Origin of the sequence: Caulobacter sp. Root1455, assembly GCF_001426905.1 — a bacterium.
Lineage (GTDB): Bacteria > Pseudomonadota > Alphaproteobacteria > Caulobacterales > Caulobacteraceae > Caulobacter.
In genome coordinates, this window is record NZ_LMFQ01000001.1 from 86,902 (window position 1) to 100,604 (window position 13,703).

12 protein-coding genes are annotated in these 13,703 nt (G+C 69.1%); 4 read left to right on the forward strand and 8 right to left on the reverse strand.

All coding sequences use genetic code 11. From position 1 onward, the window contains the following. The first annotated feature begins 82 nt into the window (after positions 1-82). The 3 genes from ASD21_RS00275 to ASD21_RS00285 all read left to right on the forward strand — a co-directional run bounded on the left by ASD21_RS00275 (position 83) and on the right by ASD21_RS00285 (position 2,993). On the forward strand, positions 83-724 hold the full coding sequence (locus ASD21_RS00275; RefSeq protein WP_200941375.1) for a DUF3313 family protein: 642 nt from the start codon (positions 83-85) through the stop codon (positions 722-724). A gap of 88 nt (positions 725-812) precedes the next feature. After that, positions 813-2,192: a sensor histidine kinase gene (locus ASD21_RS00280; protein WP_082554570.1), complete on the forward strand. Its 1,380-nt coding sequence runs from the start codon at positions 813-815 to the stop codon at positions 2,190-2,192. A gap of 75 nt (positions 2,193-2,267) precedes the next feature. Beyond that, entirely contained in the window at positions 2,268-2,993 is a 726-nt protein-coding gene (locus ASD21_RS00285) for a hypothetical protein (protein WP_056435071.1), read from the forward strand. Positions 2,994-3,089: 96 nt separating this feature from the next. On the opposite strand, the gene ASD21_RS00290 is transcribed toward ASD21_RS00285, so the two are convergent. The 4 genes from ASD21_RS00290 to ASD21_RS00305 all read right to left on the reverse strand — a co-directional run bounded on the left by ASD21_RS00290 (position 3,090) and on the right by ASD21_RS00305 (position 6,876). Continuing rightward, a complete protein-coding gene (locus tag ASD21_RS00290; protein ID WP_156390567.1) occupies positions 3,090-3,977 on the reverse strand; it encodes a hypothetical protein in 888 nt (295 codons plus the stop codon). Continuing rightward, positions 3,974-4,795, reverse strand: coding sequence for a DUF2092 domain-containing protein (locus tag ASD21_RS00295; protein WP_156398236.1), 822 nt, complete (start codon positions 4,793-4,795; stop codon positions 3,974-3,976). The genes ASD21_RS00290 and ASD21_RS00295 overlap by 4 nt, the downstream gene beginning before the upstream one ends. Next, positions 4,792-6,156: a DUF1254 domain-containing protein gene (locus tag ASD21_RS00300; RefSeq protein WP_056435077.1), complete on the reverse strand. Its 1,365-nt coding sequence runs from the start codon at positions 6,154-6,156 to the stop codon at positions 4,792-4,794. Before ASD21_RS00300 ends, ASD21_RS00295 begins: the two co-directional genes overlap by 4 nt. A gap of 84 nt (positions 6,157-6,240) precedes the next feature. Further along, entirely contained in the window at positions 6,241-6,876 is a 636-nt protein-coding gene (locus tag ASD21_RS00305; protein ID WP_056435079.1) for a response regulator, read from the reverse strand. Between the two features lie 338 nt (positions 6,877-7,214). On the opposite strand from ASD21_RS00305, the gene ASD21_RS00310 reads away from it, so the two are divergent. Next, positions 7,215-7,592 carry a hypothetical protein gene (locus tag ASD21_RS00310; protein ID WP_056435081.1) on the forward strand — a complete coding sequence of 126 codons (378 nt, stop codon included), beginning with the start codon at positions 7,215-7,217 and terminating at the stop codon, positions 7,590-7,592. 9 nt (positions 7,593-7,601) lie between these two features. Here ASD21_RS00310 and pflA read toward each other — a convergent pair whose 3' ends face one another. The 4 genes from pflA to ASD21_RS00330 are packed head-to-tail and all read right to left on the reverse strand — an operon-like array spanning position 7,602 to position 13,624. Next, positions 7,602-8,462 (reverse strand): pyruvate formate-lyase-activating protein, encoded by an 861-nt coding sequence (gene pflA / locus ASD21_RS00315; protein WP_200941376.1) that lies wholly within the window; start codon positions 8,460-8,462, stop codon positions 7,602-7,604. A gap of 1 nt (position 8,463) precedes the next feature. Next, positions 8,464-10,722: a formate C-acetyltransferase gene (gene pflB, locus ASD21_RS00320; RefSeq protein WP_056435083.1), complete on the reverse strand. Its 2,259-nt coding sequence runs from the start codon at positions 10,720-10,722 to the stop codon at positions 8,464-8,466. A gap of 21 nt (positions 10,723-10,743) precedes the next feature. Beyond that, positions 10,744-12,018, reverse strand: coding sequence for an MFS transporter (locus tag ASD21_RS00325; protein WP_056435085.1), 1,275 nt, complete (start codon positions 12,016-12,018; stop codon positions 10,744-10,746). Positions 12,019-12,025: 7 nt separating this feature from the next. Beyond that, positions 12,026-13,624, reverse strand: a complete 1,599-nt coding sequence (locus ASD21_RS00330) for an L-serine ammonia-lyase (protein WP_056435086.1) — start codon at positions 13,622-13,624, stop codon at positions 12,026-12,028. Positions 13,625-13,703: the final 79 nt, after the last annotated feature.

A 13,703-nucleotide genomic window follows, 5' to 3' on the forward strand; every position in this document is an offset into this window, starting at 1 on the left:
GCCGGAAAAAATGGATCATCGACAGCTCTTCCGAGCGGCGCTCCTGTCGCTTGTCCTTGCAGCCACGGCCGCGACGCCGACCTTGGCCGCCAAGCCCCCCACCACCTGGGACGGCCTGCTGCAGGTCAAGTCCAAGCGCTTCGACCTGGTGTACCTGGCGCCGGGTGCGACCTTCACCGGCTACACCAAGGTCATGCTCGACCCCACGGAGATCAGTTTCGAAAAGAACTGGCGCCGCGACTACAACCAGCAAGGCATGGGCGTGTCCCGCGACATCTCGGAAAAGGACGTCAAGAAGGCCATCACCGAGGGCGTCGCCGCCGCCGGAAACATCTTCGTCGAGGAATTCACCAAGGGCGGCTATCCTGTGGTGACCGAGCCGGGTCCCGACGTGCTGTGGCTGCGAACCGGCGTGCTCGACGTCCGGGTCTCGGCGCCGGACACCTTCGAGGCGGGCCGCACCTACACCTTCGCCAACGACGCTGGCGAGGCGACCTATTTCGTGGAGGTGCGGGACTCTCTGACCGGCGCCCTGCTGGGCCGCGCCGTCGACCGGCGCCTGGCGGGCGACAATACGGTCGGGCAGCGCAACCGCGTCACCAACCGCATGGACTTCCGTCGGCTGGTCGAGCGGTGGGCCGAGCTGAGCATTCGCGGCCTCAACGAGCTGAAGACCCGCGCGCCGATCGACGACACCGGGCGTTTCGCGGGGACCGCGCCCTAACCTCCCTGTGTGTTGCGGGGCCCCAAACGCCGTCGTGGGCCCTAAGTTTGCTTTTCTGTCGGGAGACGCCAGCAGAAGGACGTTCGAGATGTCCCATCGGCTCGACCAGACTCTAACGGCGCCGGCATGGGCCCTGCCCTTGTTCGGCGACCCCGGCGAACCGACGCCGTCGCTGCTGCCCGCCGGCCTCGGCCCGTCGGTGGCCGGGATCCTCCGCCGGGCCCGGTCGGCCCTCGCGCCGTCGGACGCGATCCTTGTCCCGGCGCCCGTTCTGAAGCCCGCTGGCCGCGCCGCCACCAAGCTGCTGGCCGCCGTCTCCAAGGCGCTCGTGCAGGAAACGGCCCTGATCAACGAAGCCGGCGTGGTGATCGCCGTCAATCCCGCCTGGCGGGCGGCCGCGCGGCGCGCGGGCACGTCGCGGCGCGCCGGGCTCGGCGAGTCCTATGTGGACCTCTGCGCCCGGATCTATCCGGCCCTGGGACGGCCGGCGTTCCGCCATGGCGTCCAGGAGCTGCTGGCCGGCCGCAGCGAGTCCTTCGTCCATCGCTATACGGTGGCCGACAGCGAACCGTCGCAGCGGCGGCACGTGCGGATCACCCCCCTGCCCCTCAGCCCCCGGCCCGTGTTCGTGGTGGTGCACGACGACCTGCCCAAGCCGACCGGAAAGGGACGGCCGTCCGCCGCTCGGGCCTGCGATCTGCTGGAGGCCCAGGAGGAGGAGCGGGCGCGCATCGCCATGGAGCTGCATGATTCCACCTGCCAGCACCTGGCGGCGCTCAACCTGTCCATGGGGCGGCTGCGGCCGCTGGTCGAGGGCGACAAGGCCAATGACGTGCTCGCGGACATGTCGATCTCGATCGGCGAGGTGATCAAGGAGATCCGTGTCCTCTCCTACCTGATCAAGCCCGCCGGGCTGGAGCAGAACGGACTGACGCGCGTGGTGCGCGGATTCGTCAACGGCTTCGGCGCCCGCACCGGCCTAGCCACCAGCTTCGTGACCCGCGGTCCGGTCGACACCGCGCCGCAGGAGGTGCAGCACGCGGCCTACCGCATCGTTCAGGAAGCGCTCTCCAACGTCTACCGGCACGCGGACGCCCGGCGCGCGGATGTGGAGCTGATCAGCGAGGGCGGCGTCCTGACCGCGCGGGTGAGCGATGACGGCAAGGGCGTCGCGGCCCTGCTGAGAGGTGAACCGGCGAACCTCGAATCCGGGGTCGGCATCGCGGGCATGCGCACCCGGGCGGCCCAGCTGAAGGGGCGGGTCGAGATCTCCTGCCCCGGGCTCGGCACGGTCGTCGTGGTCGCCCTGCCCGTCGGGCCCGGCGTCGTCCGCCCGGCGTCTTCGTCGCCCCGGACCGGCCAACCCCGGCGTCTCCGTCCCCGACGTCAGGGTAATCACGGATCGCCGCGACCGTCGCTAGGCGCGAGTTTGGATCGTCCGCCCTCCTCCCCCCAGACGGCGGACTAGGAGGTTTCCAGGCCTTCGTGACTGGCCCCGCATCCGTGCGGGGCCCTTCTTTGAATGGAACCCGCGGAGGAAGAATTGTTCCGTAGGACCGACGCCAACGACAGCGCGGCCGCCGCGGCCGCCGCGGCCAGGGCCAGCCTGATCGAGACGGTGACCGCCGTCGTCCTGTCCGTCGCCGGACTGATGGCCTCCTGGGCCAGCCATCAGGGCGCGATGTGGAACGGCATGCAGACCGTCCATTTCGGCCGCGCGAACTTCGAACGCGGCGCGGCCTCGCGGGCCAGGTTCGAAGGCGACATGGTCCGCGCCGTGCAGATCGACCTGTTCAGCGACTGGATCGAGGCCAAGAGCCGTGGAAATGAGACGCTGGCCCAGTTCTACCGCACCCGCATGCCGGAGAATTTCCAGGCCCCGTTCGAGGCCTGGCTGGCCACGCGTCCACTGGACGATCCCAAGGCGCCCCCGACCCCGTTCGCCATGAAAGGCTATACGCCTCCCGGCTTCGCCGAGGCCGAACGGGCCGAGAGGGAGGCCGAGACCCAGTTCGCTCTGGGCGAGGAGGCCAGCCGCACCTCCTATTCCTATAATCGCGCGGGCGTCGTGCTGGCCACGGCGATGTTCTTCGGCGGAATCGGACAGGTGTTCCGCCAGATCTCGGTGCGCTTCACCCTCGCCGCCGTGGCGATCGTCACCTGGCTGATCGGCCTGCAGTTGCTGCTGGCCATCCCGACGATGTCGCTGGGCCAGTTCTCGCTGAGCAACCCCCTTGGATCGCCGCCGGCGATCGCCCCGCGCCGCTAGGGTCCGCACCTGCGTCCCAAAATCGATTGTCATCCCGGACAGGGTCGGCGCAAACCGGGCGCAGATCCGGGATGACAATTTTGGGTCGCTTCCCCCTTACGGCTGGGGCGGCGTGGTCGGGACCGGCGCGGCCGGCGGCGTGGAGGGGACCGGCGTCGTGGAGGTCGCGCCCTTCTGCTGGGCGGCCGCCTTCCCCTCCGCCGAGGCGGGATCCGGCACGGTGATGTAGACGATCGTGTCGCCCTCGTAGCGCGGCTCCAGATAGTAGCCGTCGCAGCGGTAGTAGGAGTAGCCGTAGTACGGATAACCTCCGCACCCCGTCGGCAGCGAATAGTAGGCCGCCCCGTAATAGTAGGGGCTCAGGGCCGCCGCGGTGACGGCGGCGGTGGCGCCGATCACCATCCCGGCCGCGATCGGGTGATGGAAGTGATCGTCCCAGCCGCCCCAGCCGTCATCGATGTTGATGTTGGTGTTGTTGTTGATGTTGGTGTTGCGCTCGCGGTCGCCGCGGCTTCCATCGCCGCGGTTTCCGTCCCCCCGGCTTCCGTCGCCACGATTGCCGGTGTCTCCGCGATTGCCGCCGGAAGGCCGGGTGCTGGCCGTGTCCCGGCCTCCGCCGGAGGGCCGCGCGCCGGCCCCGGCTCCAGCTCCGCCCCCGACGGCGCCCGTACCGGCGCTGGGACGACTGGCGGATGCGCCGCCGCCCAAGCCGCCGCCGCCCGTGGAAGGCCGGCTGGGCTGGGTCGACGGACGGCTGAAGCTCGACGAGCCGCGGTTGTAGCTGGAGCGGCTGCCGCCCATCGAGGAGCCGCGGCTGCTGCTGAAGCCGCCGCCGCCGCCCCGGCTCATGCTGCTCATGCCGCCGCCGCGGGCCCCGCCGCCGCGGCCGCCGCCTCGCTGGGCGTCGACGGAGTCGACATAGATGACCATCGACGCGAAGACTCCGGCGCTGATGGCGATCACGTGGGGGATACGGACTTTCATGGCGTGCTCCCGGTGGGATCGAGCGTACTCATACGGATGGACTTGGCCTTGGGGCCGGCGTGGAAGGTGAAGGCGTCGGCCGGGAAGGTCGGGTTCAGGGTCCAGGTCAGCCGCGCGACATAGGCGGGCTGCTCGGGTTGGGATCGATCGACGATCATCAGCTTGCGCGGCAGCGGGCGCGCGCCCTGCTCGATCCACACCGACCAGTCCACATCGCCCTGGCGGAAGGCGTACTGGTTGGTGAGCACGCCGTCGATCGTGGCGGGTCCCACCAGGAAGGCGCCCGTGAGCTCGTCCGGACGCCGGCTCTTGAGCTCGTTCCAGCGGAACAGGTCCTCGAGCGGCAGGGCGAGGCCGTATTGATACCACAGCAGGTCCAGCACCTTCAGCGTGGTCGGCGGCGCCTCGACCGTGGAGTAGAACTCGTGCTCGGGCGAGAACACCGTGAACTTCTCGCCGTCGTAGAAGAAGGTCCGCTTCTTCAGGTCGGTGACGACCTCGATGACGAAGCCGTCGGGCTTGCGCACCTTGTAGTGGGCCGTGCCGTCGATCTGCACCCGCTGTCCGGTCTCGGTGACGATGTCCAGGCTGGTCTGGGTCCGGATCTCGAAGGTCTTGAGCGTGCCCAGATAAGCGCTCATCCGCTCCAGGGCCTGACGGGCCTCGGGCTCCACTATGGGGGCCACGAGGCCCTCGCCGGGGGCGGTCGCCGGCGCCGTGGACGCGGCGGGCGCGGTCTGGGCCAGCGCTAGGGATGGGAAGGTCGCGGCCGCCGCGACGTTGAGGACGCAACAGGCGACGAGGGGCAGTGGTCTCACGACGGAGTCCTCCTGTTTGGCTTGCTTTCTGAAGATCCCGAACGCGACCTAGGGCCTTCGACGTCCAGATCCACGATCTCGATCGCCGGCATGCGCCAGACGCCGGAGAGGGCCGCGGCGCGGGGCGCGTAGAGCCGCATGACCAGACACATCTCGCCGTGGGGCGCGGGCAGCCAGTTGGCCAGGTCGCCGCCGCCGAACGGCCTGTCGTGGATGATCAGGTCCAGCGAGCCGTCGTCGTCGAGGCTCAGGTCGTTGCGGTTGCCGATCCCGTGCCGCTTGTCCACCGAGGCGGTCGGCCGCGTGTAGAGGCGCCAGAAGCCGCGCACCGGCGGCAGACCGTCGGCCGGGAAGCGAAGGCGCGAACAGCGATCGCCGCGCAGCGGGCGGCCGTGGCCGTCATGCTCGCAGACCAGGGTCAGCAGCTCCTCGCGCGCGGGGGCCCCCAGGCTGGAATAGGCGCGTCCCGCCTGGGCCAGCGAGGCGCCGGACTCGTCGTGCTGCGGCACGGCCACCGCGTGCCAGCCGACGCCCCGGGTTTCGGAAATCGCGGCCGTGGCCGCCCGGATCGCCGCCAGGCCGTCCGCGAAACCCAGCTCCAGCGCCTCGGCCAGGTCCGGCGACCAGTTGGCGGCCGGCGGCGGTCCGTCCAGGTCGCGGCGGAACTGGTCCAGCAGCGGCCGCATCGACCGCTCGAAACTGATCGGCGCGCGGTCCAGCACCGCGTCCAGCCGATGGAAGAACACGGCCGGGCCCAGCTCGATCACCTGCCGCAGGCTCGACACGGCCGGCGGCTCCAGGCTGGTGACGTGGTCGGTGTGATGCAGATCGGGCCGCCGCCCCATCGAACTGAGGCACTGGTTCTTGGCGATGGCCAAGGCCTCGGGGCGGTCGAGCGGCGAATGGGCGTGGATGCGGCTGACCGCCCAGCAGGCGTCGCTCGGCGACCGGCGGGCCAGGTGCGTGTGCGGGGTCTCGCCGCTCCAGCGCGGCCCGACGACGGCGACATCGACGCCCCCGTCGTTGTCGGTGCGGGTCCCGAGACTGGCGAACGGCTCGCCGGCGGTGTCGATCAGGGTGAGGTCGAAATGACGCCCATGGGTGTGCGGCAGATGCAGCACCACGGGCCCTTCGGTCAGGTCGATCCAGGCGCTGGCGATGACGATGCAGGGATCGTCCTCCAGCAGGCCCGGCGCCAGGTCCGCCCCGTCCGGCGGCAGCAGGTGGAACTGCTGCAGCGCCATCGGATGGGCGCGCCGCACCGCATCGACCAGGAACAGCGGAAAACAGAGCGAAAAGACGTTGGCCGCGACCGCTCGGGTCGTGTTCTGGCCTCTTTGCTTGAAAATCTGCTTGGTCACCGCGGGCCTCCGAACACACGGAGTGTTCCGGGATCGCGACAGCGGGGGTATCAGGCCGAACCCGGAGCCGACCACGTTCCCGACCTAGGCCTGGATCATTTTGTGCTTTATCGCGAAGCGGACGAACGCCGCCGCGGTCCGCACGCCGGCCTTGCGCATCCCCGCCGCCCGGTGGCTCTCCACGGTCTTGATGCTGATCTTGAGCTGTCGGGCGATCTCCTTATTGACCTTGCCCTCGGCGATCAGCTGGGCGACCTCGAGTTCGCGGGTCGTGAAGCTTTCCAGCCGGGACTTCTTGCGCTCGTTGAGCGCGGCGTAGAGCAGCAGCTCCGAAACCGGCGAGGAGAAGTAGAGCCGGTTGACGTGCAGCGCAGAGATCGCCCCCTCCAGGTTCGTCCCGGTGTCGGACTTCAGGACGTAGCCCCGGGCGCCCGCCGCCAGCGCGCTGCTGACCGTCTCGTCGTCGTCGTGCATCGTGAACAGCAGGACGCGGATCTTCGGGCATTCCTTCTGCAGGAGACGGGTCAGGGCGACGCCGTTCAGGATCGGCAGCGACACGTCCAGAATGGCGACGTCCGGCTTTTCGCGGAGGGCCATCTCCAGGGCCTGCTGTCCGTCGGAGGCTTCGGCGCAGACCATCCAGCCCGGATGGTCCTCGATGACGTTTCGAACGCCCCGGCGGACCATGTCGTGGTCGTCGGCAATCAGAATACGCAGCATTTCGCCCCTCTCCCTGTGGACACGCGTCGAGCCCGGACATGGCCGTGCACGACCGTCGGCGGGACAGGGGACAGGTCCGCTTACGCGGTCGCCTTCGGCAACCAGGCCCCCAAACGCCAACCCTTGGACTAGGACGAGGGTTTTTCTTGATCGTTCGCCCCCCGTCCGAGGGACTTGCCCCGCCCCAAACAGCGCCCAACTGCTCGTTTCGATTGGGCCAGCAGACACCCGAAGGGCTTGGGGCGCCATCGGGCTAAACATCCAGCCCTTCTCAGGCGATCACCTAAGAGGCGAGCGGGTTCACGGGGCGCATGATGGGCCGAATTCGGAGGTTTCCCATGCTCATGGCCGGCCTGTTCATCGCCTTTCTGGCCCCCGGCCTCGCGGAGGCCCCGAAGAGCGACACCTGGATCCTGCGCTGCCAGATCGACCCCACGACCCAGACCGTGCGGACCTTTCGCGTCGCGCCCCGCCTGCTGCAGGAATGGCGGCCGGCAGACAAGCAGTTCGGGCCCAATCTGTGCGAGGTCTTCAGCTGCACGGCCGATCGCGACCGGCTCGAGGGCGTCATGACCTCGGCCTCGCTGATCCTGACGCTCCGCGTCGATCGGCCCAGCGGCCAGGGGTCCTGGAAGACGGTCGGCGCCTCGGGCCTGAAGAAGACCAGCGGTCCCTGCGCCGCCGAACGCGAAAAGCCGGGCCAGACGCCGGGCTGAGGGCGGGAGCTAGCAGGCGTTCAGCCCCGCGGCGCGGAAGATGCTCACCGCCGCCTCGACCTGCTCGGCCGAGGGCGGCTGGGCCGCTTCCAGGCTGTAGTCGATCCCCAGCCGGGCCCACTTGTAGGCGCCCATCTGGTGGAAGGGCAGCACCTCGACCCGTTCAACGACGCCCAGGCCGGCGGCGTATTCGGCCAGCTTGGCCATCTCCTCTGGAATGCCCGTCAGGCCGGGAACCAGCACGAAGCGCAGCCACATCGGCCGCCGCAGCCTGGCCAGACGCTCACCGAAAGCCATGACGCGTTGATTGTCGCGCACGCCGCTGACCTGCTCGTGCTGCTCCGGCGTGAAGCCCTTCATGTCCAGCAGGACCAGGTCGATGTCCTGGAGCTCCGCGTCGGACAGGCGGTCTGAGTAGAAGCCGTTCGTCTCGATCGCCGTGTGCACGCGCATCGCCTTGGCTGCGGCGAACAGGCGGGCGGCGAAGCGCGCCTGCATCAGCGGCTCGCCGCCGGACAGGGTCAACCCGCCGCCCATCACCCTCAGGCCGTGGGCGTAGGTCCTGAGCTCCTCCACGGCCCGCTCGAACGGCACGGGCAGGCCGTTGGTCATCGTCCAGGTGTCGGGGTTGTGGCAGAATCGGCAGCGGAACATGCAGCCGGCCGTCCAGGCCACCAGCCGGATCCCGGGCCCGTCCACCGCCGAACCGGTGGTGAACGAGTGCAGGAAGCCGATCTCGCCCGTGGCCAGGCCCGTGCGGATGGTCATCTCCGGCACGTTCCGGCTGAGGCCGACGCGCAACTCGAACTCGTTCTTGGCCTCCAGGGCGGGCGCGCCGTCCTGGCCGACCGCATCGCCGGGCGCTGTCATGTCAGGTTCCATGGAAGGTGCGGTTGATGACGTCCAGTTGCTGCTCGCGCGTCAGCCTGACGAAGTTCACGGCGTAGCCCGAGACCCGGATCGTCAGGCTGGGATACTTCTCGGGATGGTCCATGGCGTCGATCAGCGTGTCGCGGTTCAGGACGTTGACGTTCATGTGGTACCCGGTCGATCCGAAGAAGGCGTCGAGGATCGCCGTCAGATTGGTGATCTGGTCGTCGCGCGTCCGGCCCAGACCGGCGGGCACGATGCTGGTGGTCAGGGAGATGCCGTCCTCGGCGTCGCGGTAGGGGATCTTGGCCACCGAGGCCGCCGAGGCGTGGATGCCGTGGCTGTCGCGCCCATGCATGGGATTGGCCCCTGGCGCGAAGGGCTCGCCCAGGCGCCGTCCGTCGGGCGTGTTGCCGGTCGCCCGGCCGTAGACCACGTTCGAGGTGATGGTCAGCACCGACTGGGTGTGCTTGGCGTTGCGGTAGGTCGGATGCTTGCGCAGCTTCTCCATGAAGGTGCTGATCAGCCAGGCCGCCAGGTGGTCCACGCGGTTGTCGTTGTTGCCGAACACCGGGAACGCGCCCTCGGTCACATAATCGACGACCAGGCCGGTCTCGTCGCGGACGACCTTCACCTTGGCGTACTTGATCGCCGAAAGGCTGTCGGAGACCACCGACATGCCGGCCACGCCGAACGCCATCGTCCTGAACGGCGCATAGTCGTGCAGCGCCATCTCGATCCGCTCGTAGGCGTATTTGTCATGCATGTAGTGGATGACGTTCATGGCGCTGACATAGGTCTCGGCCAGCCAGTCCATCATCCGCTCGTAGCGGTCCAGCACGTCGTCGAAGTCGAGATAGTCGCCCTGGACAGGCTCGAAGGGCGGGCCGATCTGCTCGCCGCTGACCTCGTCGCGGCCGCCGTTGATCGCGTAGAGCAGACACTTGGCGAGGTTGGCGCGCGCGCCGAAGAACTGCATCTGCCGGCCCATGCGCATGGGCGAGACGCAGCAGGCGATGGCTCCGTCGTCGCCCCACTCGCGACGCATGATCTCGTCGCTCTCGAACTGGATCGAACTGGTGTCGATCGCCACCTTGGCGGTGAAGCGGCGGAACCCCTCGGGCAGGCGCGGCGAGTACCAGATGGTCAGGTTGGGCTCGGGCGCCGGACCCAGGTTGTAGAGGGTCTGCAGGAAGCGGAAGCTGGTCTTGGTGACCAGCGACCGCCCGTCGTCGCCCAGGCCGCCGATCGACTCGGTCACCCAGGTGGGATCGCCCGAAAACAGGTCGTCATATTCCGGCGTGCGCAGGAAGCGGACGATCCGCAGCTTGATCACGAAGTCGTCGACGATCTCCTGGGCCTGGCTTTCGGTCAGGGCGCCGGACGCCAGGTCGCGCTCGAAATAGATGTCCAGGAAGGTCGAGGTGCGGCCCAGCGACATGGCCGCGCCGTTCTGCTCCTTCACCCCCGCCAGATAGCCGAAATACAGCCACTGCACCGCCTCGCGGGCGGTGGTCGCCGGGCCGGAGATGTCATAGCCGTACTTGGCCGCCATCACCTTCAGTTCGCCCAGGGCGCGGATCTGCTCCGACAGCTCCTCGCGGTCGCGGATGATCTCGTCGGTGGACCAGGCGTCGTCGAGGCCGGCCTTCTCCGCCTTCTTGGCCGCGATCAGCCGGTCGACGCCGTACAGCGCCACGCGCCGGTAGTCGCCGATGATCCGCCCGCGCCCGTAGGCGTCCGGCAGGCCGGTCAGGATGTGCGAGGACCGGCAGCGCCGGACGGCGTCGGTATAGGCGTCGAACACCCCCTCGTTATGGGTCTTGCGATACTTGGTGAAGGTCTCGACCACCGCCGGGTCCGGCTTGTAGCCGTAGGTCTTCAGCGAGGTCAGCACCATGCGGAAGCCGCCGTTGGGCATGATCGCCCGCTTCAGCGGCGCCTCGGTCTGGAGGCCGACGATGACCTCCAGGTCCTTGTCGATATAGCCGGCGTCATGGGCGACGATCGTGCTCGGGATCCGCGAGATATCGAGGACGCCCTTCTCGCGCTCCTTGGCGAACAGCAGCTGCAGATGGGCCCAGAGGGCGTTGGTGCGCTCGGTCGGCCCCGCCAGGAAGGCTTCGTCGCCATGGTAGGGCGTGACGTGCTGCTGGATGAAGTCCCGCACGTCGATCTCGCGGGACCACAGGCCCGGCGCGAAGGGCGGCAGCTTCTGTTCGGTCGTCGCGGGAGAGGGCTTCAAACGGGACTCGGTCATGCGCTCCTCCGGGGAACTGGATCAGGCGTGGCTTGGAATGACGGGCGGCGGCGTCGCGGATCGGACCCTGGTCCCGGTCTCCTTCAGAAGCAGGGCCAGCAGCACCGCCAGGGCGACGCCGTAGAGCAGCGGCGAGAAGGCCGCCTGATAGTGTTCCAGCTGTCGCGAACCGCCGCCCGAGGCCTTGAGCAACAGGCCGCCGAACACCGGCCCCAGCAGGGCCGAGAACGAGAAGTTGATGAAGTTGACCACCCCCGTGGCGGTGCCGCTGTGCTCGGGGCGATTGGCTTCCTTGATCACCGTGTAGGGCAGCATGGCCGCGCCCGAGGCGATGCCCGTGGCCAGCCCCAGCACGAAGGGCGGGAAGACGCCCGCGGGTCCGTAGAGGATCATCGCCAGGCAGGCGGCCAGCAGCAGGCCCGAACCGACGATCACCGGCTTGCGGCGTCCCATCCGGTCCGAGAGCATGCCGACCAGCGGGCAGCCGATGATCCAGCCGAACGGCACCGAGGCCGAGCGCAGGACCGCCATGCCGTAGGGCATGTCGTGCGCCTCCTGCAGGAAGCGCACGCCCCAGACCATGTCGAAGATGGTGGTCGGGATGAAGAACAGGCCGGAGATCAGGCCGCACAGGATCGACTGCGGGTTGGACGCCACCGCCCAGAGGGCCGAGGCCGCCGCCCCGACCCAGTCGCGGTTGCCGGACTTGCGGCCGGGCGGCATCACCAGGAACAGCACGACGGCGATGGCCGCGCCCGCCGCGCCCATCGCCGTCCAGAACCAGCTCCAATGGACGCCGCCGGCGATCGCCGGCCCCACCAGGAACTGACCCGCCGAGCCGCCGGCCATGCCGAACATCTGGGTCACGCCGATCAGGGTCGCCGCGCGCGAGGCGGGGAAGTTGGTGGTGGCGATATAGGCCGCGCCGATCAGGGCGAAGACCCCGCCCACCCCCTGCAGCAGCCGTCCGACCGCCGCCAGGTTGCTGTCGCCGGTGGCGAACAGCAGAGCGCCCACCGCCACGATCGCGCAGCCCAGCGGGACCACGCGGCGCGCGCCCAGCTGGTCCATGGCCACGCCGGCCACCAGGCTGAACGGCGCGTAGCCGTAGTAGAAGAGGCCCACCAGCGTGGCGAGCCCCGCCGTCGACAGGCCCAGGGCGTCGGACAGCTGCGGCATCATCACCGCCGGCGCCGAGCGCAGGATGTACTGGTAGAAATAGAAGATCGAGGCCGCCAGCCAGGCGACGACGATCACGCCGCCCACGCCGCCCGAACTGGCGATCCGTCGCGCCATCGCCGCCTCAGCAGAGGGTGACGGAGACGGCGAGACCGCCTTCGGAGGTCTCCTTGTACTTGGGGTTCATCTCCTTGGCGGTCAGGGCCATGGCGTCCACGGTGCTGTCGAAGTCGACGCGGCGGTTGACCGGCACTTCGTTGGTGGCGATCAGGTAGCCGGTCCAGGCCTTGACCGCCCCGAACGCGCAGCGCTCGATGCAGGGCACCTGGACGAAGCCCGCCAGCGGGTCGCAGGTCATGCCCAGATGGTGCTCCAGCGCGCCCTCGGCGGCGTTGGCCGCCACCTGGGGCGGGTCGCCATAGGCCTGGGCGATGGCCGCCGCGCCCATGGCCGAGGCCACGCCGATCTCGGCCTGGCAGCCGCCCTCGGCCGCCGCCAGGGTGGCGTTGTGCTTGCACAGATAGCCGATGACCAGGCCGGCCAGCAGGGCCTCGCGCAGCTTGTCCTTGGACATCTTGGCCCCCGCCGGACCCAGCGAGTAGATCACGGCCGGCAGGACCCCGGCCGAGCCGCCGGTCGGGGCGGTGATGACCAGGTGGCCGCGGGCGTTCTCCTCCGAGCCGGCCAGGGCGTAGGCCGAGACCAGGGCGATGGCCCGGCGCGCCGTGCCTTCCTGGCCCTGGGCGCTGACATAGACGTCGTGGGCCTTGGTCTTCAGCTTGATCGGTCCGGGCAGGGTCGAGGTCGGGGCGGCCAGGCCGGTCTTCACCGTGGCGTCCATGGCTCCCAGGATCTTGTCGAGGAAGGCGTTGACCTCGGCCTCGCTGTTGCCGGTGATGGCCACCTCGTTGGCCATGGCCAGCTGGGCCAGCGAGATGTTGTCGCGCTTGCAGTGGGCCAGGGCCTCGCTGATCCGGGCATAGGGGTATTTCGGCGGGTTCTTCTTGGGCGGCGTATAGCCCTTCCATTCGATGAAACCGCCGCCGACCGAATAATATTCCTGCTCCAGCAGCACCTTGTCGCCGGCCAGCAGCTTGCAGGTCATGGTGTTGGGATGGTGGAAGTCGCCCTTGGTGGCGTCATAGATGACGTCCTTCAGCGACACGTTGATGGTCTTGGCGCCCAGCGTCACCGGGAAGGTCTGGTTGGGATTGGCCGCCAGGCCGTCGAGGAAGGCCGGATCGACCGTTGCCGGCTCCATGCCGATCAGCCCGGCCAGGGAGGCCCGTTCGGTGCCGTGGCCCTTGCCCGTGGCGCTGAGGCTGCCGAACAGGTTGACCTTCAGGGCGGTGGCCGTGGCCAGTTGCTCGGCCGGCAGCTTGATGGCGCGCTTGTAGAAGTCGTAGGTGATCCGCATCGGGCCGATGGTGTGGGACGAGGACGGGCCGGGCCCGACCTTGTAGAACTCCTCGGCCGTGGTCATCACCGGGCCCTTGGACTTCTTGACCACATTCAGATTGGGGTCCAGCTGAGCCTGCGCGCCGCCCTTGGCGCCGGGCGACTGAGCCGGGATGTTGGACACGTCCTTGGGCTTGCAGCCGGTCAGGGCGCCGATCGACAGCGCCATGGCGCTGCGCATCATGAAGGCGCGGCGGTCCGATCCGGCCGGGGGTTCGCGCATGTCGAGTTCGGGGACGATCGCCCCCTCCGCCATCCTGTCCATCGTCTTCCCTTTCGCAGGGGGCGTCGAAGGCGCCCGTCCTTGGTCTTGTGCGGCGGCAGTGTCCGGCCGCGCTTGCGGC

Excerpts from the sequence above, each read along its gene's own strand:
- ASD21_RS00280 (WP_082554570.1), top strand. The coding sequence starts at position 813 with ATGTCCCATCGGCTCGACCAGACTCTAACGGCGCCGGCATGGGCCCTG.
- ASD21_RS00290 (WP_156390567.1), bottom strand. The coding sequence starts at position 3,977 with ATGAAAGTCCGTATCCCCCACGTGATCGCCATCAGCGCCGGAGTCTTC.
- ASD21_RS00305 (WP_056435079.1), bottom strand. The coding sequence starts at position 6,876 with ATGCTGCGTATTCTGATTGCCGACGACCACGACATGGTCCGCCGGGGC.
- ASD21_RS00310 (WP_056435081.1), top strand. The coding sequence starts at position 7,215 with ATGCTCATGGCCGGCCTGTTCATCGCCTTTCTGGCCCCCGGCCTCGCG.
- pflA (WP_200941376.1), bottom strand. The coding sequence starts at position 8,462 with ATGACAGCGCCCGGCGATGCGGTCGGCCAGGACGGCGCGCCCGCCCTG.
- pflB (WP_056435083.1), bottom strand. The coding sequence starts at position 10,722 with ATGACCGAGTCCCGTTTGAAGCCCTCTCCCGCGACGACCGAACAGAAG.
- ASD21_RS00325 (WP_056435085.1), bottom strand. The coding sequence starts at position 12,018 with ATGGCGCGACGGATCGCCAGTTCGGGCGGCGTGGGCGGCGTGATCGTC.
- ASD21_RS00330 (WP_056435086.1), bottom strand. The coding sequence starts at position 13,624 with ATGGACAGGATGGCGGAGGGGGCGATCGTCCCCGAACTCGACATGCGC.